Raw genomic sequence first — 26476 nt, 5'->3', positions numbered from 1 at the left:
TTTATTTGGGCGTTACCACAAGGGTCGGGCTTTCGGCAGTCGCTTTTTTGTGTTGCATAAAAGCAACAACACAAAAAGAGCTTCAACAAAGCCTCAATCCCTAACGCGGGTTAATCTGCCAAATTTAGTTAATAACCCGAAACATATCAAGTTATCTGCCATACAAACTCATCTCAGTTATAATAACAGAAACAATAAGTCGGAACAAAAACCAAAACTTACAACCCGACAAAAAGTCATTAAAAGCCACGCCTAAACAGTCATTTTGTCCTGTAAATCAACATGGTAAGGTAATTGAAATAGAACTAGCAACCGGTTAAAACTAAGAAGTTAAAAGTATAAAAAGGAATATACTTTTCAAAATCAGTAAACTAACAAAACCCCAACGAACAATAAAAAACAAAAAAATGAATTTAAATAATTATACCATAAAATCGCAAGAAGCCATACAACAGGCGCAGCAAATTGCGCAAGGTTTTGGGCATCAACAAATAGAAAACGAACACCTTTTTAAAGGCATATTTGAAGTCGACGAAAACGTATTACCTTTTCTGTTAAAAAAATTAAACGTTAACATCACAATACTTCAGCAAACCTTAGAAAAACAATTAGAAAACTTCCCAAAAGTAACAGGAAGCGACCTAATGATTTCTCGCGAAGCTGGAAAAACCCTTAACGAAGCCGCTATCATTGCTAAAAAAATGAAAGACGACTACGTGTCTATCGAGCACCTTATTTTGGCTGTTTTTAAATCAAAAAGCAAAATAGCCCAAATGTTAAAAGACCAAGGTGTTACAGAAAAAGGACTAAACGCTGCCATAGACGAGCTTAGACAAGGCGAAAATGTAACCTCTCAAAGTCAAGAAGAGACTTACAATTCGTTAAACAAATTCGCTAAAAACCTGAATCAACTCGCTAAAGATGGTAAGTTAGATCCGGTAATTGGTCGTGACGAGGAAATTCGTCGTATCCTGCAAATCCTATCCCGACGTACCAAAAACAACCCTATTTTGGTTGGTGAACCAGGAACAGGAAAAACAGCCATTGCGGAAGGTTTAGCACATCGTATTGTAGACGGAGACATCCCAGAAAACCTAAAGGACAAGCAAATTTTCGCACTTGATATGGGCGCCCTTATTGCGGGTGCTAAATTTAAAGGTGAATTCGAAGAGCGTTTAAAAGCCGTAATCAAAGAAGTTACAACCAGCAATGGTGATGTGGTTTTATTTATTGACGAAATACACACCTTAGTTGGTGCTGGTGGCGGACAAGGTGCAATGGATGCAGCAAACATACTAAAACCTGCCTTAGCCCGTGGAGAACTACGTGCTATTGGTGCAACAACTTTAGATGAGTACCAAAAATATTTCGAAAAAGACAAAGCTTTAGAACGTCGTTTTCAAAAAGTAATGGTTAACGAACCTGATACGGAAAGTGCGATTTCTATTCTTCGTGGTATTAAAGAAAAATACGAAACACACCACAAAGTACGTATTAAAGATGAAGCTATTATTGGCGCTGTAGAATTATCAGAACGTTACATTACCAATCGTTTTTTACCAGACAAGGCCATCGATTTAATGGATGAAGCTGCTGCTAAACTACGTATGGAAATAAACTCTAAACCTGAAGAACTCGATGTTTTAGATAGAAAAGTAATGCAGTTAGAAATCGAAATCGAGGCCATTAAACGCGAAAAAGATGAAACCAAACTAAAATCGTTACGTTCCGATCTAGCCAATTTAAAAGAAGCTAGAAATGAACTAAACGCCAAATGGAAAAGTGAAAAAGATGTTGTAGATAACATACAGAACGCAAAACTAGCCATTGAATACTTCAAAATAGAAGCAGAAAAGGCTGAGCGCGAAGGAGATTATGGTAAAGTAGCCGAGTTACGTTACGGAAAAATAAAAGAAGCTCAAGAAAATTTAGAGCAACTTCAGAAAAACCTGCAAGACAATCAAACCGAAAGTTCTTTAATTAAAGAAGAAGTCACCTATGATGATATTGCAGAGGTTGTTGCAAAATGGACAGGTATTCCGGTAACAAAAATGCTGCAAAGCGAACGCGAGAAACTGCTAAAACTAGAAAATCAACTACATAAACGTGTGGTTGGACAAGAAGAAGCTATTGAAGCTGTAAGTGATGCTGTACGAAGAAGCCGTGCAGGTTTGCAAAATCCGAAAAAACCTATTGGAACCTTTTTATTCTTAGGAACTACAGGTGTTGGAAAAACAGAGTTAGCGAAGGCCTTAGCAGAATATTTATTCGACGATGAAAATGCCATGACCCGTATAGACATGAGCGAATATCAGGAGCGACATGCCGTAAGCAGACTTGTTGGAGCACCTCCAGGATACGTAGGCTATGATGAAGGAGGACAGCTAACTGAAGCGGTAAGACGTAAACCGTACTCTGTAGTGTTATTAGATGAAATAGAAAAAGCACATCCAGATACGTTCAACATTTTGTTGCAAGTTTTAGACGAAGGCCATTTAACAGACAACAAAGGTCGATTGGCTGATTTTAAAAATACGATTATCATCATGACTTCTAACATGGGAAGCCAGATCATACAAGATCGTTTTGAAGCCACAAAAGATATCGATTCCGCTATTGAAGCTGCGAAAGTAGATGTATTAGCATTGTTGAAACAAACTGTACGTCCTGAGTTTTTAAACCGAATTGATGATACCGTAATGTTTACACCGTTAAGCAAAGAAAACATTATTGATATTGTAGGTTTACAACTTAAAGGCATCACCAAAATGATTGCCCAACAAGGTATTACTTTTGATGCTACAGCAGAAGCTTTAAGCTATTTAGCCGATAAAGGGTATCAACCAGAATACGGTGCAAGACCAGTAAAACGTGTGATTCAAAAAGAAGTTTTAAACGCTTTAAGTAAGGAAATTTTAGCAGGAACGGTGACTACAGATAGCATCATCCTACTAGATACCTTCGATGATAAACTCGTTTTTAGAAACCAAAGTGATCTGGTTATAGAAGAGGTTTAAATCTATAAGCCCTTAATAATCAAAATGAAAAAAACAGCGTAAGTCTCTTCAAGAAGCTTACGCTGTTCTTTTTATACAAATACTCGATAAAAAAAATTAAAAGTAAGAAAAAACTTAGCATTTATAATTATTCACATGCCTTTCGCTGAATATTCCACATAAACAGAAACACAAATAAACACTTAAAAATCAACAAAATAACCTCTTATTAATTTCAAAAAAACACTTCTTCATATAGAATAATTTCTACAAAACCCTGATTTTAGTTAATTTTTCTACAAACGGAACCATGCACCTGCATTTCATCTAAAAAAATCATTTTTAAAACACCGCAACTTGAAAAGGCTTTAGCTTTGACTTCGAATTGTAACGACTTTAAACTCTCAATAAAAAAATTAAGCGTATTTCAATTCACCCCTAACGCATTACCATAAACTCTCTAAATTATGATTTCAGCATACTTAGATTATACATTATTATCTCATACTGCTACCGAAGCAGAAATTATCAGCCTTTGTAATGAAGCCCGAAAAAGTAATTTAAACAGCATCTGCATAAATAGCTGCTACGTTAAATTAGCGAAAGAACTTTTACTAGATACCGATGTAAAAATCTGTTCTACCGTTGGATTTCCTACAGGATCAGCATCCACCGAATCAAAAATATTTGAAGCTAAAAATGCCATTACTGAAGGCGCCCATGAAATTGACATGGTCATGAATTTAGGACTTTTAAAAAGTAAAAATTACATTTCTGTAATGAAAGATATTAGCTCTGTGAAAAAAGCTATTGGAAAAACCATTTTAAAAGTAAACATAGAAATTTCAGAATTAAATAAAAACGAAATTGTAAAAGCATCACAACTTTGCATCGATGCGAATGCCGACTACATCAAAACTTCAACAGGTTTTTCTAAAAGCGGCGCCACCTTTACGGCGGTAAAAATTATTAAGAAAACCGTAAGAGATTCTATACAAATTAAAGCTTCTGGAGATATTACCACCTTAGAAGCCGCTCAGAAATTTATTGATATCGGTGTTAGCCGTGTTGGTTTGAGCCCCAATTTAAAACTACGCAAAGCCCTTTTACGCCTTAATTAGGCTAGCACAACTAATCCAGTAATTTAAACTGTATTATTTGCCCCGTAAACTTTTGCGACAAAGTATTTATAGCCGATGCTTTCAATTGAAATACCCGAGGATAGCCACCTGTAGTTTGACAATCTCGCATTAAAATGATTAATTTTCCCGACGGTGTTAATTGCACCGTTCCAGGAAGTACCGGCGATGTAATTATAGAGTTTAACGTATTTGAAACCACCTCTTCCAACTGATAAGCCATACGATTATTATTTTTCGATACCGTAAAACTACCATCCAAAAGCAGCTTTTGTTGATGGTTCGATAAATACTCAAACTCCGGCCCACTATAAACTTCTAAAATTTCAGACTCCATATAAGCAGCATTAACACGGATTTTAGCATGACCTCTCCCAGTACTTTCAGAAGCATCATACGTCAATTCATCATTTTTAAGTATCGTTACAGCTTTCGTTATGTTTTGATACATACTTTTACTCTGCATCACGATTTCTGCGTTAAAACCACCTAAAACAGCCAAATAACACCTAAATCCTGCTTGTGCTTTACCAAAAGACAACACATCGCCAGGCTTAATTGCTATAAAATCATAGTTCCGAATGCGATTATTATTCAATTTTGGTGTCATGTCCGCTCCTGAAATCGCAATACATGTGCTTTTTGTAAATTGAAAGGTTCCGCCAATCATCGTCATTTCAATTACAGCTTCATTTTCCGAATTCCCCAATAAGGCATTTGCCAACCGTACTGCTTTTCGATCCATAACGCCTGAATATGGCACACCAAATTCCTGAAAGCCTAAGCGTCCAAAATCTTGTATCGAGGAATAAAATCCTGTTTTTAAAACCAGAATCATAGTATAGAATTTTCAATTTGATACACACCCGCCTCTACTAAAACTTTAATTTCCTGATGTTTTTCTAAAGAAACAGGATAAAACTGAACACGATCTCCCGCTTTTGCAAAACAGGGTTTTTCTTTTGAAATATCAAAAAAGTTAATCGGTGAATTCCCAATAATATTCCAGCCACCAGGACTTGTATTTGGATACACGCCTGTTTGATTTCCACCTATAGCCACAGCCCCTTTTTCAACATGTAATCTTGGTGTCGATTTTCGAGGTGTCTGAAGTGCCTTATTCAAACCTCCGAGATATAAAAAGCCTGGTAAAAAACCAATAAAGTAGACCGTATAAACGGCTTCGGAATGTTGCTTAATAAATTCTATTTCAGACATGTTTTTAGCTCCCGAAATAGAAGCCAAATCTAACGAAAACAAAGCGTCATAACACACAGGAATTCGCCACAAAATAGCTTTCGAAATATTAGCCTTATTTCTTGTTGCATAGATTTTATCTATAATAACTATTTGCAAACTCAAACAATTAACACTTTCATCATAAATAACTATTAATGAGTTGTATGCGGAATTTACTTGAACTAAATATTTAATATTTGATTTTTCAATAATGTCTTTAAAATAAAGTACATCACGTAAAACAATCTCATCAATAACCGCTGGCCATTCAACTAAAACAGCATGCGCTCCATAGGTTTTATACTGAAGTTTAAAAGCCATTAAATTTTATTGAATTTGAACACCACAATTGATTAGTTTTCGCTTTAAATTTTTAATCAAATTTATAGCATTAGGATGATCGCCATGTATACAAAAAGTATTCGCCAAAATCTCGATTTCAGAGCCATCGATAGTCTTTACTTTATCTTCAGAAATCATTCTAAAAACATGTTCAAATACAGTATCAGCATCATGAATTATAGCATTATTTTCCTGCCTAGAAACTAAGGTTAAATCTGTATTATAATTTCTATCAGCAAACGCTTCGTAGGTTATTTTAATATTATTTTCTAGAGCCAAATCAGCAATTACAGAATGATATGGCACGTAAAGTTTTACAGGAAGCATTAAAGATTTCATCACTTCAACAATTACGTTAGCCACCTTTTTGTCGGTTGCAGCCAAATTATAAAGTGCGCCATGTGGCTTGATGTGATACAGCCGAGCGTGCTCACTTTTCAGAACCTCTAATAAATCTTTAATTTGATGTTTAATGGAAGCATACAAAGCTACGCAAGACATATCTACAGCTTTTCTTCCGAAGTTTTCTTTATCTGGAAACGAAGGATGCGCTCCAATTTTTACGCGATATTGCTTAGCTAGCCGAACTACATCCCGCATGGTTTCAAGCGAACCAGCATGCCCACCACAAGCGATATTGCAAGATGAAATATGAGGCATTAATAACGCTTCGTTACCAACCCCCTCGCCTAGATCAACATTAATATCAATTGTTTTATTTTTCACTACACTAAGTTAGTGAATTTTAAACTATTCAGAATAAGAATTTAAGGCATAAATAGCAAAACTACCCAACCAATGCCCACCTTCGTAGCTATCTCCGAAAATACTAGGTAAAGAATGGTTTATATGCTCTGTAGCAACGTTTTTCAAGTGAGCGTATTCAGGTAAATCTTCGGCTATTTTATTCAAACTCCATGCTCTAGAGAAGTTTAAACCATCTAAATGCACCAAATGCCCATCAGTTCTATCAGAAACCTTCCCTGTTTCCAAAGTAAAGTTTTTGTTTTTCAGCTGTGGTAAAAAAGCATCCAGCCAAGTTTTATAAGTTTCAAGCGGTAATAAACGCTTCATTAAAGCAGCCTCCTCTAAACACGGTGATAAAAAATCGGATCCACCAGGCTCCCATGACATCGGGCAATTTTCATCCTTTAGAAAGAAGAATTTAGCACGTGTTTCAATAGCTGTTTTAAACACTTCGTTATTTACAGCTTTAGCATAATCGTAAGCAAAGGACATTCCGAAAGCCGTATTACTATGCGTACCTACTCGGGTTGGATAATTCAGTTTAGGAAGATATTCGATATATTTTTCAACAATTATATCGGTTAGAGGTTGTAAATTTTTCTCAAGAATTCGGGCGGTATCATTATCCCAAGTATGAAGTTCTTCTGCCAATTTCAACAACCAAGCCCAACCATAAGTTCGCTCGAAAGATGTATTATACTTACCAGAGAAATACAATACCTCACCTTCAATGTTTACTTTAGATAAGTTATGTAGTAATTTGTTTTCTAATTCTTTATGATTATAAATATCCGGATTATTTTTAAGTAAACTAACCAAACTCCAATGCCCATGCACCGCAGAATGCCAATCGAAACAACCGTAAAATGCAGGATGTAAAGCTGCAGGTGATTTCAAATCTTCGTCGCCTCCTAAGGTTTGTGATAGCTTGTTTGGGTATTCAGTATTTATACAATGTAACGGTAACGCTGCTAAAAGATTCGCTTGCTCTAAATCGAGTTTAGGAACTGCTTTAATAGAAATTTCAACAGGAACAACCTCTACATTTTGCTTCTCTTCGGGTTGCTTACAAGCCGAAAATAAAATTAAAAGAACTAAAATAAAACGCTGCATCATGAATTTATAGTTTAGGATTTATCGTGGCAAAAACCGATCGAATGATTGCCAATACTTATCTTTATATATATCGAATTCTATCTTTATACGATTCGAATATTTCTGTTGAATTTGATAAAACACTTTAGAGGGTTTTCTAAAATCGGCACAAGCAAAATAGACTTCACGAACATTTTCGGCAGTTTGCCTTCCAATATTCAAATAACCATCAGCATCTTTTAATTCCTGAATAATTTCATCTTCAATCGTATTCAGTAACTCGTAAGTCGCTTCATCTGGCATACCATTCGCGCTAATACCTTTATACTCCAATTCTATTTCAGCAATCCAAGGATGAGATGCCTTACTATCCCAGTTTAATAAATCCATATTAACCACTGCCAATAAAGGGAAACCCGATTTCAAACTAGCTTCTAGTGCTGAATAATTATCGTTTTCTGTGGAATGGCGTACGCCTTCGTATTTTTCGATAAACTCCTTTTCTCTCCAAATTAAAAAGGCATTTAACTTTTCAATAGGAACAAGTTCCGCCGTGGCAGCTTTCTCGCTAATAACTTCCAAATTATCGATAACAGATACCGATTTAAGCTCTCCTAAAGCATTATCTAGAAATAAATAAACTCCATTAGTAACATCTGCACTATTAGCTTCATTTAAGTCTGGATGTGTTATTGTAATATCGATTTCATCAGGGAAATCACCTAAATCATTGGAATAAAAATGAAGCGTATCTTTACTGAATTTAAGCGCATCCATTTCCACTGCTGATGTATCAAACCCTGACTCTGGCTTTAGTGCTGTAATTCGCCAGCCCTTTATTTCAGGAGCTTCACGAACCAAGTCTTCAATAAAAGCGATGTTTTTTATATCACCATCGGCTGTTAGAATTAATTCAGCCGTATCCGCATCAAACATACCCGCCAAAAACCAATAGCCTTTTTTTAAAGCGTCAAGTTTCGGGGAAAGCTTGCTGAAAAAATCGTTGCTAATATCCCCCTCATTTTTAACCACTTTATGAAATGATTTTTCATTCTGAACAAACCACTCCCAAAAATCGGCATTAGAATTTATCGGAATTTCCTTTTTCAAGAACTTTTTAAAAAAACCCATAACAAATAATAAAGTAAATCAATCGATAAAAAATTCTACTAAAGATGAAACAACACCTAGTCTACACGTTCTATTTTCGCACCAATGGCACGTAAACGCGAGTCGATATTTTCGTATCCACGATCTATTTGCTCTATATTTTGAATGGTTGACGTTCCTTTAGCTGAAAGTGCCGCAATAAGTAATGACACACCCGCACGAATATCTGGCGAGGTCATCGTTGTTGCTTTTAAGGTCGATTTAAAATCGTGACCAATAACGGTAGCACGATGCGGATCGCATAAAATAATTTTTGCTCCCATATCGATCAATTTATCCACGAAGAATAAACGACTTTCGAACATTTTTTGATGTATTAGCACACTTCCTCTTGCTTGTGTAGCCACAACAAGAATGATACTCAATAAATCTGGTGTAAAACCAGGCCAAGGTGCATCAGAAATGGTTAAAATAGAACCATCGATATAACTTTGAATTTCGTAACCATTGGTATGTGCAGGAATATGAATATCATCGCCTTGCTTTTCTACCGTAATTCCTAATTTTCGGAATACACTAGGAATAACACCTAAATCGTCCCAACTTACATTGGTAATGGTTAGTTCGCTTTTCGTCATAGCCGCAAGCCCAATCCAACTTCCTATTTCAATCATATCAGGCAACATACGATGTTCTGTGCCACCTAAAGCTTTAACCCCTTCAATGATTAACATATTTGAACCTACACCGCTAATTTTAGCGCCCATTCTGTTCAGCATTTTACATAACTGCTGCAAATAAGGCTCGCAAGCTGCATTGTAAATTGTTGTTGTACCACGTGCTAACACAGCAGCCATAACAATATTTGCGGTTCCGGTAACCGATGCTTCTTCAAGCAACATATAGGTTCCCGTTAAATATTCGGCTTCAACGCCGTAAAACTGATCTTCTTTACTATATCTAAATTTTGCCCCTAAATTAATTAAGCCTTCAAAATGGGTATCTAAACGACGACGCCCAATTTTATCGCCTCCTGGTTTCGGAATATACCCTTTACCAAAACGTGCTAATAACGGCCCAACAATCATGATAGAGCCACGTAAACCACGACCATCTATTTTAAAGGCATCTGATTCTAAATATTCTAAATTAACTTCATCGGCTTGAAAAGTATAACTTCCTTTACCTATATTCTCAACTTTGACACCCAGCTTTTTCAACAAGTTTATAAGCTTATTGACATCAATTATATCTGGAATATTGTTAATTGTAACCAATTCTGGAGTTAACAGAACGGCACATAAAATTTGTAAAGCTTCGTTTTTTGCTCCTTGAGGCTGGATTTTTCCTTTTAGTTGGTGTCCACCTTCAATCTTAAATGTTCCCATGCGTAAAAATTAGTAGCGTTTTCTTTGGCGATTATTATTGTTACTTTTTTTCTGACCGCCTTTTTTGTTATTGTTGTTATTACTGGAAAATTTAGATTTTGTACGTAATAAACTGGTCGCGTCTGATAAATCTTCTTCAGAATTTCTTAAGTCGATTTTACCGTTAGACAACTCGAATAAATGGCCGTAAATAACGGCATCTTCAACCGTATCTTTATTCCAATTTAAAAAACATTTTTTCATGTGATTTGCAATAGTGTGCAGTAAGGCTTCTTTTAAATCGCCGTCCTCCCACGTATTTGCTACATCAATCATGGTTTTTATATTGTTTCCGTAGAAACGATATTTTGGGAAATTTTGAGGGTATTCTAAAGGTTCAGGACGTTCTTCGTAAATTTCTTTAGTAGGAATTGGGTATGGCGAATCGGCATCTAATTCAAAATTAGACATGATAAAAAGCTGATCCCAAAGTTTATGTTGAAAATCGGCAACATCACGTAAATGCGGTTGCATATTGCCCATTACAGCAATAATACCCTTCGCTAATTTATTACGTTCTTCCTTAGTTTCACGAGTTTTAGCGTAATTAATCATCTTCTGCATGTGTCTTCCGTACTCTGGAATGATTAAATGCTCACGCTCTGTATTGTATTCTAAATTGTCTATCAAAATAATGTGTAGAATTAATGTTTTTGCACGTAGTAGTTATGCTTGCGCAAAATACAAAAAAAATTGAATAGCACTAGTAATATTCCCATCAATTATTCGGCGTACTTATTTATTAAGCGCACCATTAAATCATTTAGATATTCAACCTCGTATTCGCCCACCGTAGGTTCTAAGTGATCGTTACCAATACCACTATCGTTTGTAATAAACACATAAGTTCCGTTAGTTGCAATAGACAAATAACGCATTAAAAACTCGGTAGATTTAGTAATTCCACTTGCCGTTACAGGAATTATTTTAATACCTTTTTCCGCTGCCGTATAAACCGACTTATGAATACTTTCGATAGTCTCATTGGTAAGGTGTGGCGGTGCATCCAGAAGTAGAAAAGCTATTTTTGTTGTGGCGTTAGCACTCCATTGTAAATCGTTGATGGTTTCATCTAAAGCAACTTCTACAGCTTCTTCAAAATCGCCACCACCACTGGCACTTTGGCCTTTTATAAAGTTTACTGTGGAAGAAATATTTGTTGTAAAATCGAAACGTTTTGTGACATAATCATCACCATAATCTCTATAAAAAACTGTTGACGTTAAAATAGATGCATTCTCATTATCGGTTTGCACACGACTAATCACGTTGGTTAAATCGCTTTTTAAAAACTCCAGCTCATCCCCCATCGATCCGGTGGCATCAACAATAAAAGCCAGTTCTATTTTCTTATCTAACGGTACTGTTTTCTCAATATTAAAAACGTTTACACCATGCTTTAATAAAGTAATGGCTTCTGTTTGAAATTCACCATTAATTTCAATTTTATATTCTGAAAGATTAACCGTTGTGCTTGTTTTGCTACTATCAAACAAATCGATAAACAGGTTTGCTTTACCAAAATTATCTGTTTTCACAGCACAAATAAGCTCGTTTCCTTTATAAAGTGATACCGAAATATTATTTAAAGCTTCCGAGGTATTTTTATCTAAAATCTGAATTGCAATACGTTTAGAGGTATTAAAATCCCAACTTTTATGATGCTCTGTATAATCCTGAGTGTTTAACAAATCGCTCCAGAACGCCCATTGTGATAAATCGTTCCATTCGGCAGCCGTAATTTGCCCAGGCGTTTTGCCATTATCTCCGTTTCCGAAATCGGGAGTATCTGATCCTGAAGCATCACCGGAAGCTTCAGATGATAGCACAGAACCATCATAATCACCATCAGTCACGCCTTCTGCTGACTCACAACCTAGTAATAAAACTATCGCGCAAAACACTAGAACTATTTTCTTCATCTTATCTTTTTAATTTCAAGATGCAAAAAAACAGAAAAGGTTGCTTCAAAAAAAATATTAAAGACTTATAACGCCTTCAATTTTATCGGCAACTTCTTTATATTTTTCAATTACATTCTCAGGGCTTTTCATAGAAACACTTATCGAAACACTGGTGTATTTACCTTTTGCAGACTCTTTTGTTTCTATTACAGCTCCCATACCATCGAAAATAGCTTCTAACTTTGCTATTTTTTTTGAATCTGAAAGCACAATAAATTTATATAAATATTCCGCTGGCCAAACAGCTGTATCATATAATTGGTCTTTTAATTTGGCGTAAAATTCTTCTGAATTTGGAGGTGTGCTCATTACATATTTATTAGTCTGCAAATATACAGTTTAGTTTCGATTTTTTTTATAGGTTATAAATTCCGATTTTTACAGAAAATAAATTCGCATTGAACACGAAAAAGATTGTAATTACGGGAGGTCCGGGAACGGGAAAATCAACTTTGATTAACGAATTGATTAAAAGAGGCCACATCTGTTTAGAAGAAATTTCAAGACAGGTAACTTTAGACGCTAAAAAGGATGGTGTCGATCAGCTTTTTTTAAAAAATCCGTTATTGTTTAGCGAACTTCTTTTAAAAGGCCGGCAAAAACAATTTGTAGATGCCGATTTATATGGCACAAAACCTGTATTTTTTGATCGCGGACTCCCTGATGTTTTGGCGTACATGGATTTTATTGGAGACGAATGTCCCGAAAATTTTATTAAAACCTGTAACAACTCTAAATACCATACCGTTTTTATTTTAAAACCTTGGGAAGCCATTTACACCAGTGACAATGAACGTTACGAAAATTTCGATCAAGCTCTTGAAATTCACGAACATTTGGTTAAAACTTACGAAAAATACAATTATACTTTAATCGATGTGCCTTTTGATACGGTTGAAAATAGAACCAACTTTATTTTGAAAGCATTAAATATGTAACCCGTTCACTTATGGAACATCCCATTAACATACTAGAACGTTATTGGAAATTTACCGCTTTCCGACCTAACCAAGAAGCTATTATAAATGCTGTTTTGGCAGGTGAAGACACCTTTGCGCTTTTGCCAACTGGTGGTGGAAAATCGTTATGTTTCCAGGTTCCAGCACTGGTTAAACCCGGTATTTGCATTGTGGTTTCGCCATTAATTGCTTTAATGAAAGACCAAGTACAGTCCTTAAATAATAAAGGGATTAAGGCTATGGCGTTAACCAGTGGCATTTCGTATAGAGATTTGGATACGCTTTTGGATAATTGTGTCTACGGAAATTATAAATTTTTATACCTATCACCCGAACGTTTACAACAAGATCTTGTACAAGACCGAATTAGGTTGATGAATGTAAATCTTATCGCGGTAGATGAAGCGCATTGTATTTCGCAATGGGGTAGCGATTTTAGACCAGCATATAAAAATATTGCTGTGCTAAGACAGCTGCAACCCACTGTAAATGTAATTGCTTTAACGGCTTCAGCCAAACCAGAAGTTATTCAAGACATTGTAAAACAGCTAGATTTTATTAGTCCGAAAATATTTAAACAATCGTTTTTAAGACCCAATTTAGCCTATTTGGTTTTTAATGAAAATGACAAATATTACAGACTTGAAACAATTCTGAAGAAATACACGCAATCGTCCATAATTTACGTTAGAAACAGAAGACAAACGATTGAGCTAAGTGCTTTTTTAGAATCTAAAAACATATCGTCTACGTTTTATCATGGAGGTTTACTCAATACCGAAAAAGATAAAAACATGACCGCCTGGATTAACAACCAAAAGCAAGCCATGGTGGCTACAAATGCCTTTGGAATGGGCATTGACAAACCCGATGTAAAAACAGTTATTCACATTAGTTTACCCGAAAGCATAGAAAGTTATTTTCAAGAAGCTGGACGTGTTGGCAGAAATGGAGACAAGGCTTTCGCTGTAATTCTGAAAAACCAAAGTGACGAAGGTAGTGTTAGAAAACAATTTTTAGGCAGTTTAGCCAGTGTCGATTTTGTAAAACAAGTATACCGAAAACTGTGCAACTACTTCCAAGTACCTTATGGGGAAGGCGAATACTTAACCTTTGAATTCGATTTTAACACCTTTTGTAAAACCTATAAATTCAATCCTGGATTATGCTATAATGCGTTGTTGATTTTAGATAGAAATAGCGTTATCACACTTTCTAAACAATTTAAAAATAAGGTTACGGTGCAGTTCGTAATATCCAACGCCGCACTTTTTAATTATCTCGATACCCATAATGATTTTAGTACCATTGTAAAATCGATTCTAAGAATGTACGGTGGCGTTTTTGAACAAGTTACCAAAATAGCATTGGCCAAAATAGCTGAGAAATCGGGAGCCAACGAAACTCTAATTGTAAAAGCTTTAGAGCAACTGGAACGCGATTCCATTATCACCTTACAACTATCCAAGACCGATGCGGAGGTCACTTTTATACAACCCCGTGAGGACGAAAAAACCATTAATCGTATTGCCGCAACTATTGAACAACAAAACACGTTAAAGCAAAAACGCGTTAAAGCCATGTTGGATTATGTAGAAAATGATTCGGTTTGCAAAAGCATGCAACTCCTAGCCTATTTTGGCGAAACTGAAATACAACCTTGTGGCGTTTGTTCGGTTTGCACTAACGCCAAAAAGAAACCTGTTACGGTAACCGATATTAGTACAATTAAAAAACAAGTCATTCAGCTTTTAGAAACCAGTGATTTATCTTCGAGAAAAATTTCCGAAGCCTTAGACGCTTCCGAAGAAAATATTAAACAGGTTTTAAAATTACTTTTAGAACATCAAATAATAAGTATAACACCGAAAAACACTTACAAGTTAAGCCATTTATAGTTTCAGTTTATTCACGATTTGAAATAAAATGAACGGAATGCTTCAACCTAAAAAAATAAATTTCAGTAAATGAAAGATTTAAGAATAGTATTTATGGGAACGCCCGATTTTGCGGTGACCATTTTAAAAACATTAGTAGAAAATAAACGGAATATTGTTGGCGTAATTACAGCACCCGACAAACCTGCTGGACGCGGACGAAAACTTAACGAAAGTGCCGTAAAACAATATGCTACATCGGCTGGACTAAATATTTTACAGCCCACCAATTTAAAAGATGAAACATTTTTAGAAGAATTAAAAGCACTAAACGCTAACCTTCAAATTGTAGTTGCCTTTAGAATGTTACCAAAAATGGTTTGGCAAATGCCCGAATACGGTACATTTAACTTGCATGCATCCTTACTTCCAAATTACCGAGGCGCTGCTCCTATTAATTGGGCTATTATTAATGGTGAAACAAAAACTGGCGTATCTACATTTTTCATAGACGAAAAAATAGACACTGGTGCTATGATTTATCAGGAGGCCATAAATATTGATCCGGAAGAGAATGCAGGTAGCTTGCATGACAAATTGATGTTTCTAGGAAGTGATTTGGTTTTAAAAACGGTCAACGAAATTGAAAAGGGAGATGTTACCACGATACCTCAATTAGAAAATGCCGATATAAAAACCGCTTATAAGCTTAATAAGGACAATTGTAAAATTGATTGGGCGGCATCTATAGACGATATCCATAACAAAATACGCGGCTTAAGCCCCTACCCAGCTGCCTGGTGTACTTTAATTAACGGAAATGACCAACTGGATATAAAAATCTATAAAGCGAAAAAAGAAGTAATTTCACACACCGAACCGATAGGAAGTATTACGTCTACCAAAAAAGAATTAAAAGTCGCAGTTGCAAATGGTTACCTTATTATAGACGATATTAAGCTTCCGGGTAAGCGAACCATGGATGTAAAATCACTTTTAAATGGCTATCATTTTGAAAGTGATTCCAAAATGCTGTAAAGCCTTACAGCTGTTGAGGTTGTTAAAAAAACGCTAATTAACCCTATCTTTATTAACAAATGACTTAAGTTATTAACAAAACAACGGATTTCCCTTGCTATTACTTGCGTTATTGCATAATCCGTATAAATTTGTATAGGATTTAACAAAATGTTTAACCAAATTATTAATTATTAAAAATTACATTATGAACAAAACAGATTTAATCGATGCTATGGCAGAACACGCAGGAATTACTAAGGCAGCTGCTAAAAAAGCTTTAGAATGTGCTATTATCGAAATAGAAGGTGCTTTACAAAAAGGTAACAGAGTTTCTTTAGTAGGTTTTGGATCTTGGTCAGTTTCTAAAAGAGCTGCAAGAGAAGGAAGAAACCCTCAAACAGGTGAAACAATCAAAATCAAAGCTAAAAACGTTGTTAAGTTTAAAGCTGGATCAGATTTATCTAACGCTGTAAACTAATAATTTACAACTTTAATATTTTAAAATGCCTTCATTTATTGAAGGCATTTTTTTTTATTATTATCCAATAATCTTGTTTTTTAGAGAAATTAATATTAGATTTAATTACTAATTACTGAAAACATGGTAACAACTCAACCTAAAAAGGGGGATTTATTAATTGCAGAGCCTGCTATTATTGGTGATGTTTCTTTTAATCGCTCTATTGTTCTTTTGGCAGACCACACTATTGAAGGCTCTATTGGTTTTATACTTAACAAACCACTAGAATATACCATAAACGACTTAATACCCGAAGTTCATGCTAACTTTACTGTGTATAATGGAGGGCCAGTGGAACAAGACAACTTATATTTTATTCATAAAATCCCACATTTAATACCAGATAGTATTGAAATTTCTTTAGGAATTTATTGGGGTGGAGATTTTAATAAAGTTGCCGAGCTTATTGCCGACAATACTATTAATGAAAATGATATAAAGTTCTTTTTAGGCTACTCTGGATGGGCTACCAACCAATTAGCAGGTGAACTTAAATCGAATTCTTGGGTAGTTACCGATAATATTTATAAAAAAGATATTATTGAAAAGAATCATCAATCTTTTTGGAAAGAAAAAATGCTCGAATTTGGTGGACAATACAGTATTTGGTCTAATGCACCAGAAAATCCGAGTTACAATTAAAAGTCCTTTTACTAAAACTTATCTTGTCCTAAATGATTACAGTTTTTGTTTTCCTCAGAATTAAATAAATACAAAAAAAATAAACCTTCTTCCTTTTTACTGAACATTATTAATGCTAATGTTTAACTTACTCTTATTTTAATATTCAATTTCTGTATTAGAAGTTTAGATACTTCGGATGCAAAAGTTTTTTTTCTGTATTTTGAAACCGATTGAATTCCCACAACCACATTGGTAATAAAAATTTCGTCTGCTTTTTGAAGTTCAAAAGGTGAAATAGCGGCTTCAACTAATTCGTATTCGGGTAAACTGTTTACAATTTCAATAATTTGCTTCCGCATAACCCCTTTCAAACAACCACTTCCCATTGGTGGTGTTTTTATCTCATTTCCTTTTACAACGAAAACATTTCCGTTAAGCGCTTCTACAACTTGTTTTTCGGTATTTAATACCAAACAGTTATTCAGTTTGTTTTCTTTCGCATAAATACTACCAACCACATTTAAGGCCTTATTGTTGCTTTTTAAGGTAGATAACAAACTTGGTGACACATAATAATCTTTAAACAAATCAACCTCGTAAAACTCGCTATTTGCGATATAAAAATCGGTGTCGATAGGTTTTACTGCTATAAGAAAACTTACGGTGTTTGTTTCGGGTAAATACAAACCGCCTTCATTTCTAAAAACGGTTAATTTCACTCTAGAAGATGCGTTTGATAAATTGTTTTCCGTTAAGGTATTTAGTATTTGCTCTTCTAAATATTCCATGGTAAAATTCATAGGAATCTCCATGCGCATAATCCGCATAGACGCCATAAGCCTAAAATAATGGTCTTCCCAAAACAATAATTTACCGTAAGAGGCTTTAATTGTTTCAAATAAGGCATCACCATATGCAAAACCTCTATTATTGACAGATAACAATGTATTATCTTCTAAAATATTTTCGTTAAAATTTACCATAAAAAAATCCCGTTTTCATTAAGTGTAAAAACGGGACAAATATAATCGAATATTATGTTTTTTATATTACGCTGAGCCTAATACTTGCTTTAAACTTGAAATCTGATTGGTCCAAAGCATTTTAGATTCGTCTACTTCATCATCTTCAGCAAAATCGGTAACCATTAAAGATACATCTTTAGTAATTTCATCTACTTGTATTCTAATTTCAAAATAGTAGGACTGATCGTCTTCTTCATCTTCTACCCATCTAAATTTAACGCGCTCGCCACTTTTTTTATTTAATAATTTAGCTTGTTCTTCGCTATCGTCCCATATAAAAGTAAACAATTCTCCTCTTGAATTTACGTTGTCTGAAAACCATTCTGATAACCCAGAAGGTGTTGATATATACTGATATAACAATTGAGGTGATGCTTGTATTGGAAACTCTATATTAAATTTTACTTTCTCGTCCATATATTATTTAATCTTTATGTTGACCAATATATACATTAATTAAGAAGTACCACAGAAAATTTAATAATATTTTTTGCAACTAATGTTTGTGTAATCTAATTATGTTTTTATCTTTGCACCCGCGGAAACGCATATGGCGAGGTAGCTCAGCTGGTTAGAGCGTCGGATTCATAACTCGGAGGTCATGGGATCGTGCCCCATTCTCGCTACAAGTAAAACCAGGGAAAGTCAAGAATTTTATTCTTGACTTTTTTATTTGGGTACAACATAGGTACAACAAATGAGCTATTTTTAACATTCATTTTTATTGATTCCTTTTGACATCAAATGATATCAACTAATATATTTTATTCTAATAATTCCTCAGAATAATAAAAATTAGCAGGTAAACCGCCGGTATGCCAAAACATAATGTTAGCACCTTTTTCTATTTTCTGACTTTTTATATGATCTAACATTCCATAAAATGCTCTTCCAGAATATACAGGATCTAATAAAATCCCTTCATTTTCTGCTAATTCTTTAATAGCTAATTTTTCATTTGGGGTTACAACTCCATAACCTTTAGAATCATATCCATGAATTAATTCAGCATCATCAATAGAATATGCTTTTTTTATACTCAAACTTTTTTGACCTTCATTTAATAATTCCAAGACTGCTTCAGCTAAAGTTTTATCTCCATATCCCATTTTATCAATACTAATTGGCATCAATTTAGTCTGTAATCCAAATAAATCACCCCCTAACCTTAGGCCCGCTTGCGTTCCACCAGAGCTTGAAGCAAAAAAAATATAATCCATTTTCAAGCTCTTTTCTAAAAGTTGCACCTTTAACTCTTTAACAGCATCAATAAAACCGCAGGCTCCTAATAAATTTGATCCTCCATACGGCACAACATAAACTTTCTTCCCCTCTGCTTCTAGTCTAATTTTAAGACCCTCAATATCTTCCCCTTTCCTATTCTCTCCATTAAAATGAATCTTGGCTCCTAAAAGCTGAGACAATAATAAATTTCCATTATATATTTTAGGTTTTTCTCCTCCTATCAATAAATTACACTCTAATTTAGCCTGAGCACAAGCTGCTGCTGTTTGCCTACAATGATTTGATTGTTGAGCTCCAGAGGTTATAATTGTATCAAACCCTTTGTTTAGAGCTTCGTAAATTAAATATTGCAACTTTCTCACTTTATTTCCTCCAGATGCTAAACCTGAATTATCGTCTCTTTTAATAAATAACTGGTAGTCTGGATATTTTTCAGATAAATTATTCATTTTTTCCAACGGTGTTGGGAAAAACCCCAAAGGATATTTATTAGTTAACATCGGTTTATCATTTTTAATTCACGTCAATAATCATTATCTTTAATTTACCTAAAGTACATATAATCTTTTATCTTTCAATAATTTAGATGTTATTGTTTATTCAAAAATACAAATACACTCCGCAATATGAATACGTTTCATCAATGCATTGGATTGTTCTTTTTATATGTATTTTAATAAGTTCTACAATTATATTTCAGGTAATACATATATGCAGTAGCAATCAAAAAACAAGTAAAGAACAGCTTCGATACCTTTACTTAGCCATACTATTTCTTTTATATAATGTATTAAACGGTCTACTACCTAATACTTCATTACCTGGACCAATAATCCTGCAGTATGTTATTACTTATGGGATTTCTATATTTATGTGCATTTATCTAATATGGTATCTATATCAAGAATTCAACATAATTACTCCCTACTACATTTTTAAAGTAAAAAACCTAACTATCCTACTATTGACTTCTTTCTTACTTTTATTTATAACCCCTTCTTTATTGTCTTATCCGTTAAACTTATCTCGAAGCTTATTCTTAATACTACCTATAATATTATCCTCGATATTTTTTATACATTTTCTCAACATCATTACAAAAGAAGTAAAACGTCAGTATTATTTTAAAATCCAAACCTATTTAGGGCTTTGCTCCATTTTATCCATTGTACTTTTACCTTTATTAACTTTTTTTGGAGATTTTCAACCAATAACACAACCTATTGTATCCGTTGCTTTTTTTCTAGTAACAACCATGGAGATCAACAGTTACATTTACCGCTTAAAAAACAGTCATACGCTTAAACTTACTATTGGACACCAATATAATTTTACCAATAGAGAAAATGAAATAGCATTACAAATAATAAAAAATAACAGTTATAAAAAAATAGCTAAAAATATGTTTATCACTTATGGAACTGTTAGAAAACACGCTTCTAACATTTACATGAAATCGAGTTGTATAAATCGAAAAGATTTTATTAAAAAGTTCAAAAAGTAATCTACATACTTCGCCTTTTAGTGAATGCGTAGTAAATTCACATCTTAAATACGCAAAATATACGCAGTTAAAAAAAGTGAAAATTAAATTCATAGATTATATTTACCATCAAGGAAATAGGAATCCCACAACAACCCTTTCTAAACACAACCAATCCAACCATTATTTCTCTCTTAATTTAAAGATTACAACAAAGTAGTCTAATCATTTATTACTCCTATTTCATAGAAATAGAAACAATGGATTTTAAATTAAAAACAGATACTTTTTTAAATAGTCTTGGAGAAATTAGAAATAACTACCATGAACCTATTGCTGTTTCAAATAAATCCATCATACTTTGTCGAAATCTTCTTTATAATTTTAAGAAACAAATTATAGAGAACGGTTTTAAAACAGAACATGAAGAAATTCAATTCTTTAAACGAGTAAAACAAATACCACTCACACAACTCATTTACTATACAGAAATACGTTCTTTTGAAATTCAGTTTCCTAAAGCCAATAAAGACTCTCAAAAAAAACATATTACACATAAACTTAAAAAGCTTAACCGTTTCTTTTTATATCATCTAGACTTCGGCCATTATATAGAAACAAAACAATCTCATTTTGATGTTCAGTATTACACCAGGGGTCATTTGGATAATATATTGGTAACATCAACAAAATTCTATTTTCAAGATCCAGATTTTTGTACTGCACGTGACATGCTTTTAAGTAAATTTAAAGCTTATAAGTTATTAATAAAATATCTTCAGAGCAGATTAAATAAGCTTACTGAACCGAACAATAGCCAAGCTGATCTAAAATGGACTGCAAATAAAACAGCCTTAACAGAATTAATCTACGCTTTACATTGCAACCGCGTTATAAACAACGGTAACAGTGACTTAAAAGAAATTGCAGACTCCTTACAAAACCTTTTCAATTTTGAATTGGGAAATTTCTACAAAACATTTTCAGAGATTAAAGCTCGAAAAAACAGTCGTACTAAGTTTCTGGACGACCTTTCAACAGGCCTTATTACACACATGAATAAAATGGACGAATAATCTCGTAGTACGGTAAACCTCCTGTTTTATATCATCATACTTATTATTCAACAATTTCTCCAGCAGTATTCAGAAATCCCGACTTCAAACCTACTCAAATAGCATCAATTTTCAAGATGTTAAATTTCCCCCGGACTACGATTAAATAGAGATAAAAATAAAGCAAACCTCATCAATTTTGTGAAATGAAAGTCAAACTGTACCATAGTTAATTAAATGGCATGTGGCTTTCTTAAACGAAAATTCACTTAAATCAATTTATTATGGCTACAAGCATTATCACAACAGACGACCTTCGAGATTTTAAACTAGAACTTATTGAAGACATAAAAAAACTACTTCTTAAACATAACAACGGAAGCCTAAAAAAATACTTAAAATCTTCTGAGCTTATGGAACTATTAAAAATTAGTCCTGGCACCTTACAGAATCTCCGAACCAATGGCACATTGCCGTTTACCAAAATGGGAGGCATTATTTTTTATGATGTAGAAGAAATACAAAAAGTAATGCACGCAAATAGAACACCTAACGAAATCCAATAAAACCTATGAATTATATAAAACATCTAAACATGTGTTTTGAAAAATTTCAGGAAGACACCAGGCTAAACCCAACCCATATAAGTTTGTACATGGCGCTTTTCCATTTCTGGAATATCTATAAATTTCCCGAAACTTTTTATATAAACCGTCACGAAGTAATGAAGCTTTCTAAAATTGGTTCTAAAGCCACCTACCACAGGTGTCTAAAAAAGCTAAGCGATTGGAAATTCATTAATTATATGCCTTCTCATAACCCATACAAAGGCAGTGAAATAAAGATACTCATTTTAGGTACAACAAGTAAACAAGTAATAAACAAGCTTAAAACTAGTACTGAACAAGCATTAGTACCTAATACAAACAGTAATAAACAAATAGAAAACATTATTAAACAAAAGCTACCGAAAAATAAAATCGAAGTCATTCATTTTTTTAAAAGTAAAAATTGGTCGGAATTAGAAGCTCAAAAGTTTTATAATCACTATCAATCCATCGGGTGGAAAATTGGTGGCAAAATAAAAATTGTCGATTGGCAAGCAAGTGCTGGTAACTGGGTCTTAAAAACAGACAAAATTAAAACCGAAAACGCACTGTCTCAAAATAAGGACAACCTAAAAACTAGTAAAATCAAGAATTATGACCAACCCCTCTAAAATAACCGAAGGTGGCGTTGAATTCTCAATAGGAACATTCAACGGAAAGGCAGTAAACTATAATTTTCACAAAATTATCATTTACCTCAACGCCAAAGGCAAATTGCTTTTTGGAAAACACTTTAAAATTTACGAAGAAGACCACAGCATCATCTTAAAGCTTTGCAATTACTTCGTAAAAGATTACGAGAGCTGTAATCGTGATGGCATAGATCCAACGAAAGGCATACTCCTTTCAGGTCCCGTAGGATGTGGAAAAACTAGTCTAATGAGACTATTAAAGTTTATTGTGCCCTTGCAGCGTCCGTATATCGTTATTCCTTGCCGCAATATTGTATTTGGCTTTAATCACGTAGGTCATAAAATTATTGAAGACTATGGCAATAGTCAGTTTTTTTGCTTTGATGATTTGGGTGTAGAACCTATGGGCAGACACTATGGAAAAGATTGTAACACTATGGGCGAAATATTACTATCACGGCACGAGTTGTTTTTAAACCATGCCATAAAAACACATGCTACTACAAATTTAAACGCCCAGGAATTAGAAGATTTATACGGCAACCGAGTAAGAAGTAGAATGCGACAACTCTTCAACCTTATAGCATTTGATAAAAATGCTAACGATAAACGAAAATAACCGATTTCCAGTTTCATGGAAACAAAATAAACTTAACTACAATGAAAATAGCAACATTCAACATCCAGAACTTATTCCATAGAGATAAAAGCCTTTTAGAAAAACCGGTTGGTAAAGTATTTACAGATTGGATAACAGAACTAGACACGCTCATGCTTCAACCTTCAAAAACACTAAGTCAACAAGATCGTATTAGAGAATTATCATTTTTAATTGGTTTCGAAAAATCCAGTGCTAGACCCTATGCCCTTTTACGCAGAAAAGCAGGCTTTTTGTATATGAAAGGAATCAGTCATTCTATTGAAAATAAAGCCAGTGATCTCACAAATTGGAACGGTTGGATTGAACTTCAAACCATCCCAATTCAACCCCATGCTACAAAACATAAAGCCCAAGTTATTGCCGATGTAAACCCGGACATTCTTCTATTACAAGAAATTGAAGACAGAGCATCTTTAGAAGATTTTAATCAACTTATTCTACCTGAATTTAACTGTAAACCATTCGAACATTCCTTTGTTATCCAAGGTAATGATATGACAAGTTTAGAAATGGGAATACTTCTAAGAAAAGACTACATTCTAGATGCCGTAAGAACACATAACATAAATATGGAAATTAATGACGATGGTAAAAGCCTTATAGAGTACGAAATCACTACGCCATCGAAAGAAAAAATTTGGTTGCTAAATACCTATTTACAAAAACGTACCAAAAACCATGATGAGTCTGATAGAATTAGAAAAAATCAAATCTTCAAAATCACCGAAGTTTACAACAACCTAATAAGCCAAGGTAAATCCAACGTTATTATCGCAGGTACATTCAACGCGCCATCTTATTGCGATTCTCTTTCGCCTATAAGCAAGAATACCGACTTAAAAGATATTACCAAACATTTATCTTTTGAAGTAGATATGGACAAAGGGGACGATGCTAATTATTTTAGACTAGGCGCTTACAGAAAAGGTGTTAATATCAAACAGACAGATTTTATGTTTCTCTCTCCTGCTCTATTTGATAAAATGACCGATAGCGGACTAAACAGAAAAGCTATGTGGCCTAATAAACGTCCGCAATGGTCTACTTATAAGTCTGTAACTAATAAAAGTACGGAGGCTAGCGAGCATCCTTTGGTTTGGGGAGACATTGATCTTTAGAAGTATACATCTTTTACATAAGTGAGGAAAAAACAAATGGTTTTAATGTTTACATATCTAATTAAACTTAGAATCTCAAAATATATTTTATTATTACTAATTAGTTCAATACAGCTATATAGTACTAAACAACTTCTCTTAGATAATAATCTCTAAGTATTTCTTTGAATTTTTCAGAGTTCAACTTATTAGCTCTCTCTTTTATATCACTTTGATCTAAGTAGTCAAAGTCAAACTTTCGAGCTTTATTTTTAGTTGACTTCAATAGAATTAATGCCTCCTTTGTAAATCCACCAGTGCTCCATATTTCAAATCGATGCCTTTTGTCTGAATGAGCAATAGCTAACCATCCTCTAATTTCTTTTATTTTTTCTGACAAATAAATTTCTATATAATCTATATCTACTGGGTAATTATAACCTTTGCATTCTACTATGCAAATTTCATTTTCACTTTTTGCCAGTACATCTATTTCTCTTGTTCTATTAGAATCTTTAACAGGCACTCTTTTTCCTATATCTAGAGACTGTGAATATTTACTAAAATAGAAGCCCACAGCCAGCTCGAATAAATCGCCTCTTAAATTATTTGTCTTTCCATCAATAAGCTTTGTAAGCTTATCCATCAACTGCAGATACTTCTCTGGTTCAGTTTTTAGAATTGCTCCAGCATTGGTTACTGTATTAATAATGTTCTTAAGTAAGTCACTATAATCTTTACCAAACAATTCTTTTATTGAAGCTACCAACACTCCTTTACTCTTTAACTTATTAAGCCCTTCAGTTGATATTCCATCAACCAGCAATACTGGTAATAATTTTAGAGTAGGATTAGACGCCTTTATGGCCGCTATTTTTCTCAAAAAAAAGCTCACAGTATTTTCGTTGGTTATGTTCCCTATAAGGATGTCTGCGACAAGAAATCCTGGCTTTTTTGTTTTATTGATGTAACCGACAAAGCCATCAATATATGTAGGCGCTGTAAATGCAAATTGGAAACCTCCAACTAGATTATTATTCTTACCTTTTTTAAATGAAACTAAACCAATGTTTTTACTCCAAGTTTCAAATTGTTGTATTACCAAACGTTTTGATAATTGTATACCCTTTATGTGTCTAACATTCGGACTCGATTGTTCGGCAACCAAGACATTAAGCCCATATTCTCCTGTATTTGTTTCACGCACTAAATTATGTTTCTTCAGTAACTCTATAACTGAAGAAAACTTCATATGTCCTTTTACTAAATTTACTGGGCTGATTGAGTAATTAGCCAATTCATCAATAGGCACTAAACCGTGATGATATTTAAGAGCATTAATAATAGAATAACAACGTTTTCCATCTGCTTTAAATGCTTCAACTAGATCATTGAAATAGTCTGGATTTTGAAAATTATCTGAATGATAAACAAAAACCTTTTTATCAGTAAAGAGCCCACCTACTTTATGAATAGGGCTTTTAAGCCTTTGAACACGTTTACGTGCCGCCCCGTTTGTTATACCTTGCTTCTGCTCTATATACCGAGCTAGGTCTCCTGATAGAATACCTCCTTTATTTTTTATGTATTTCTCTATATATGTCACACCGC

Annotated in this window: 26 protein-coding genes and 1 tRNA gene; 14 read left to right on the top strand and 13 right to left on the bottom strand. The window is 34.0% G+C overall.

Features of this window, described 5'->3' with window-relative positions:
* Window positions 1-407: 407 nt before the first annotated feature.
* Together clpB and deoC are read left to right on the top strand one after the other, a co-directional pair.
* A complete protein-coding gene (clpB, locus tag QWY92_RS01580) occupies window positions 408-3017 on the top strand; it encodes an ATP-dependent chaperone ClpB (RefSeq protein WP_290268102.1) in 2610 nt (869 codons plus the stop codon).
* Between the two features lie 446 nt (window positions 3018-3463).
* Complete coding sequence (gene deoC, locus QWY92_RS01575; RefSeq protein ID WP_336622081.1) at window positions 3464-4117, top strand: deoxyribose-phosphate aldolase; 654 nt, start codon at window positions 3464-3466, stop codon at window positions 4115-4117.
* A gap of 10 nt (window positions 4118-4127) precedes the next feature.
* Here the strand turns inward: deoC and QWY92_RS01570 are convergent, their stop codons facing one another.
* From QWY92_RS01570 to QWY92_RS01530, 9 genes are all read right to left on the bottom strand, one after another.
* Entirely contained in the window at window positions 4128-4973 is an 846-nt protein-coding gene (locus tag QWY92_RS01570) for a 5-oxoprolinase subunit C family protein (RefSeq protein WP_290268100.1), read from the bottom strand.
* The gene (gene pxpB, locus QWY92_RS01565) at window positions 4970-5695 is read right to left on the bottom strand and encodes a 5-oxoprolinase subunit PxpB (protein WP_290268098.1); all 726 of its coding nucleotides are present in this window, start codon (window positions 5693-5695) and stop codon (window positions 4970-4972) included. The genes QWY92_RS01570 and pxpB overlap by 4 nt, the downstream gene beginning before the upstream one ends.
* A gap of 6 nt (window positions 5696-5701) precedes the next feature.
* Window positions 5702-6442, bottom strand: a complete 741-nt coding sequence (pxpA, locus tag QWY92_RS01560) for a 5-oxoprolinase subunit PxpA (RefSeq protein ID WP_290268096.1) — start codon at window positions 6440-6442, stop codon at window positions 5702-5704.
* Window positions 6443-6466: 24 nt separating this feature from the next.
* Window positions 6467-7576: a DUF2891 domain-containing protein gene (locus QWY92_RS01555; RefSeq protein ID WP_290268228.1), complete on the bottom strand. Its 1110-nt coding sequence runs from the start codon at window positions 7574-7576 to the stop codon at window positions 6467-6469.
* Window positions 7577-7597: 21 nt separating this feature from the next.
* Window positions 7598-8668, bottom strand: coding sequence for a DUF695 domain-containing protein (locus QWY92_RS01550; protein ID WP_290268094.1), 1071 nt, complete (start codon window positions 8666-8668; stop codon window positions 7598-7600).
* 77 nt (window positions 8669-8745) lie between these two features.
* On the bottom strand, window positions 8746-10056 hold the full coding sequence (gene murA / locus QWY92_RS01545; protein WP_290268093.1) for a UDP-N-acetylglucosamine 1-carboxyvinyltransferase: 1311 nt from the start codon (window positions 10054-10056) through the stop codon (window positions 8746-8748).
* A gap of 9 nt (window positions 10057-10065) precedes the next feature.
* Window positions 10066-10725 carry a DUF4290 domain-containing protein gene (locus QWY92_RS01540; protein WP_290268091.1) on the bottom strand — a complete coding sequence of 220 codons (660 nt, stop codon included), beginning with the start codon at window positions 10723-10725 and terminating at the stop codon, window positions 10066-10068.
* A gap of 92 nt (window positions 10726-10817) precedes the next feature.
* Window positions 10818-12017: a vWA domain-containing protein gene (locus QWY92_RS01535; RefSeq protein WP_290268089.1), complete on the bottom strand. Its 1200-nt coding sequence runs from the start codon at window positions 12015-12017 to the stop codon at window positions 10818-10820.
* A gap of 57 nt (window positions 12018-12074) precedes the next feature.
* A complete protein-coding gene (locus QWY92_RS01530) occupies window positions 12075-12368 on the bottom strand; it encodes a DUF493 family protein (protein ID WP_290268088.1) in 294 nt (97 codons plus the stop codon).
* Window positions 12369-12457: 89 nt separating this feature from the next.
* Between QWY92_RS01530 and QWY92_RS01525 the strand changes: the two genes are divergently transcribed.
* From QWY92_RS01525 to QWY92_RS01505, 5 genes are all read left to right on the top strand, one after another.
* Entirely contained in the window at window positions 12458-12997 is a 540-nt protein-coding gene (locus QWY92_RS01525; protein ID WP_290268086.1) for an AAA family ATPase, read from the top strand.
* Window positions 12998-13008: 11 nt separating this feature from the next.
* Window positions 13009-14916: a RecQ family ATP-dependent DNA helicase gene (locus QWY92_RS01520; RefSeq protein ID WP_290268084.1), complete on the top strand. Its 1908-nt coding sequence runs from the start codon at window positions 13009-13011 to the stop codon at window positions 14914-14916.
* 69 nt (window positions 14917-14985) lie between these two features.
* Complete coding sequence (gene fmt, locus QWY92_RS01515) at window positions 14986-15933, top strand: methionyl-tRNA formyltransferase (protein ID WP_290268082.1); 948 nt, start codon at window positions 14986-14988, stop codon at window positions 15931-15933.
* Between the two features lie 187 nt (window positions 15934-16120).
* Window positions 16121-16393 (top strand): HU family DNA-binding protein, encoded by a 273-nt coding sequence (locus QWY92_RS01510; RefSeq protein WP_290268080.1) that lies wholly within the window; start codon window positions 16121-16123, stop codon window positions 16391-16393.
* Window positions 16394-16516: 123 nt separating this feature from the next.
* Complete coding sequence (locus QWY92_RS01505; protein WP_290268078.1) at window positions 16517-17077, top strand: YqgE/AlgH family protein; 561 nt, start codon at window positions 16517-16519, stop codon at window positions 17075-17077.
* Window positions 17078-17199: 122 nt separating this feature from the next.
* Here the strand turns inward: QWY92_RS01505 and QWY92_RS01500 are convergent, their stop codons facing one another.
* Together QWY92_RS01500 and QWY92_RS01495 are read right to left on the bottom strand one after the other, a co-directional pair.
* The gene (locus tag QWY92_RS01500) at window positions 17200-18042 is read right to left on the bottom strand and encodes an aminotransferase class IV (RefSeq protein WP_290268076.1); all 843 of its coding nucleotides are present in this window, start codon (window positions 18040-18042) and stop codon (window positions 17200-17202) included.
* Between the two features lie 66 nt (window positions 18043-18108).
* Complete coding sequence (locus QWY92_RS01495) at window positions 18109-18501, bottom strand: START-like domain-containing protein (RefSeq protein WP_290268075.1); 393 nt, start codon at window positions 18499-18501, stop codon at window positions 18109-18111.
* A gap of 135 nt (window positions 18502-18636) precedes the next feature.
* On the opposite strand from QWY92_RS01495, the gene QWY92_RS01490 reads away from it, so the two are divergent.
* A tRNA-Met gene (locus QWY92_RS01490) sits at window positions 18637-18710 on the top strand.
* 138 nt (window positions 18711-18848) lie between these two features.
* On the opposite strand, the gene QWY92_RS01485 is transcribed toward QWY92_RS01490, so the two are convergent.
* Window positions 18849-19829: a 1-aminocyclopropane-1-carboxylate deaminase/D-cysteine desulfhydrase gene (locus QWY92_RS01485; protein ID WP_290268073.1), complete on the bottom strand. Its 981-nt coding sequence runs from the start codon at window positions 19827-19829 to the stop codon at window positions 18849-18851.
* 86 nt (window positions 19830-19915) lie between these two features.
* Between QWY92_RS01485 and QWY92_RS20520 the strand changes: the two genes are divergently transcribed.
* The 6 genes from QWY92_RS20520 to QWY92_RS01460 all read left to right on the top strand — a co-directional run bounded on the left by QWY92_RS20520 (window position 19916) and on the right by QWY92_RS01460 (window position 24886).
* Window positions 19916-20833, top strand: coding sequence for a helix-turn-helix domain-containing protein (locus tag QWY92_RS20520; protein ID WP_419761788.1), 918 nt, complete (start codon window positions 19916-19918; stop codon window positions 20831-20833).
* Between the two features lie 239 nt (window positions 20834-21072).
* A complete protein-coding gene (locus QWY92_RS01480) occupies window positions 21073-21888 on the top strand; it encodes an RteC domain-containing protein (protein WP_290268071.1) in 816 nt (271 codons plus the stop codon).
* Window positions 21889-22151: 263 nt separating this feature from the next.
* On the top strand, window positions 22152-22433 hold the full coding sequence (locus tag QWY92_RS01475) for a helix-turn-helix domain-containing protein (RefSeq protein ID WP_290268069.1): 282 nt from the start codon (window positions 22152-22154) through the stop codon (window positions 22431-22433).
* A 5-nt stretch (window positions 22434-22438) separates the two neighbouring features.
* A complete protein-coding gene (locus QWY92_RS01470; protein WP_290268067.1) occupies window positions 22439-23086 on the top strand; it encodes a hypothetical protein in 648 nt (215 codons plus the stop codon).
* A complete protein-coding gene (locus QWY92_RS01465) occupies window positions 23070-23726 on the top strand; it encodes a P-loop NTPase family protein (RefSeq protein WP_290268066.1) in 657 nt (218 codons plus the stop codon). Before QWY92_RS01470 ends, QWY92_RS01465 begins: the two co-directional genes overlap by 17 nt.
* Window positions 23727-23767: 41 nt before the next feature.
* Entirely contained in the window at window positions 23768-24886 is a 1119-nt protein-coding gene (locus QWY92_RS01460) for an exonuclease/endonuclease/phosphatase family protein (protein ID WP_290268064.1), read from the top strand.
* 124 nt (window positions 24887-25010) lie between these two features.
* On the opposite strand, the gene QWY92_RS01455 is transcribed toward QWY92_RS01460, so the two are convergent.
* Entirely contained in the window at window positions 25011-26471 is a 1461-nt protein-coding gene (locus QWY92_RS01455; protein WP_290268063.1) for a hypothetical protein, read from the bottom strand.
* Window positions 26472-26476: the final 5 nt, after the last annotated feature.

The sequence above is a fragment of the Algibacter miyuki genome (genome assembly GCF_030409805.1).
Classification (GTDB): domain Bacteria; phylum Bacteroidota; class Bacteroidia; order Flavobacteriales; family Flavobacteriaceae; genus Algibacter; species Algibacter miyuki.
This window is presented reverse-complemented; position numbering and strand designations above follow the sequence as displayed.

Bases quoted from the DNA above. Each gene is read 5' to 3' on its own strand.
- clpB (WP_290268102.1), top strand. From the start codon at position 408: ATGAATTTAAATAATTATACCATAAAATCGCAAGAAGCCATACAACAG.
- deoC (WP_336622081.1), top strand. From the start codon at position 3,464: ATGATTTCAGCATACTTAGATTATACATTATTATCTCATACTGCTACC.
- QWY92_RS01570 (WP_290268100.1), bottom strand. From the start codon at position 4,973: ATGATTCTGGTTTTAAAAACAGGATTTTATTCCTCGATACAAGATTTT.
- pxpB (WP_290268098.1), bottom strand. From the start codon at position 5,695: ATGGCTTTTAAACTTCAGTATAAAACCTATGGAGCGCATGCTGTTTTA.
- QWY92_RS01555 (WP_290268228.1), bottom strand. From the start codon at position 7,576: ATGCAGCGTTTTATTTTAGTTCTTTTAATTTTATTTTCGGCTTGTAAG.
- murA (WP_290268093.1), bottom strand. From the start codon at position 10,056: ATGGGAACATTTAAGATTGAAGGTGGACACCAACTAAAAGGAAAAATC.
- QWY92_RS01535 (WP_290268089.1), bottom strand. From the start codon at position 12,017: ATGAAGAAAATAGTTCTAGTGTTTTGCGCGATAGTTTTATTACTAGGT.
- QWY92_RS01530 (WP_290268088.1), bottom strand. From the start codon at position 12,368: ATGAGCACACCTCCAAATTCAGAAGAATTTTACGCCAAATTAAAAGAC.
- QWY92_RS01520 (WP_290268084.1), top strand. From the start codon at position 13,009: ATGGAACATCCCATTAACATACTAGAACGTTATTGGAAATTTACCGCT.
- fmt (WP_290268082.1), top strand. From the start codon at position 14,986: ATGAAAGATTTAAGAATAGTATTTATGGGAACGCCCGATTTTGCGGTG.
- QWY92_RS01510 (WP_290268080.1), top strand. From the start codon at position 16,121: ATGAACAAAACAGATTTAATCGATGCTATGGCAGAACACGCAGGAATT.
- QWY92_RS01505 (WP_290268078.1), top strand. From the start codon at position 16,517: ATGGTAACAACTCAACCTAAAAAGGGGGATTTATTAATTGCAGAGCCT.
- QWY92_RS01500 (WP_290268076.1), bottom strand. From the start codon at position 18,042: ATGGTAAATTTTAACGAAAATATTTTAGAAGATAATACATTGTTATCT.
- QWY92_RS01495 (WP_290268075.1), bottom strand. From the start codon at position 18,501: ATGGACGAGAAAGTAAAATTTAATATAGAGTTTCCAATACAAGCATCA.
- QWY92_RS01485 (WP_290268073.1), bottom strand. From the start codon at position 19,829: ATGTTAACTAATAAATATCCTTTGGGGTTTTTCCCAACACCGTTGGAA.
- QWY92_RS20520 (WP_419761788.1), top strand. From the start codon at position 19,916: ATGTTATTGTTTATTCAAAAATACAAATACACTCCGCAATATGAATAC.
- QWY92_RS01480 (WP_290268071.1), top strand. From the start codon at position 21,073: ATGGATTTTAAATTAAAAACAGATACTTTTTTAAATAGTCTTGGAGAA.
- QWY92_RS01475 (WP_290268069.1), top strand. From the start codon at position 22,152: ATGGCTACAAGCATTATCACAACAGACGACCTTCGAGATTTTAAACTA.
- QWY92_RS01470 (WP_290268067.1), top strand. From the start codon at position 22,439: ATGAATTATATAAAACATCTAAACATGTGTTTTGAAAAATTTCAGGAA.
- QWY92_RS01465 (WP_290268066.1), top strand. From the start codon at position 23,070: ATGACCAACCCCTCTAAAATAACCGAAGGTGGCGTTGAATTCTCAATA.
- QWY92_RS01460 (WP_290268064.1), top strand. From the start codon at position 23,768: ATGAAAATAGCAACATTCAACATCCAGAACTTATTCCATAGAGATAAA.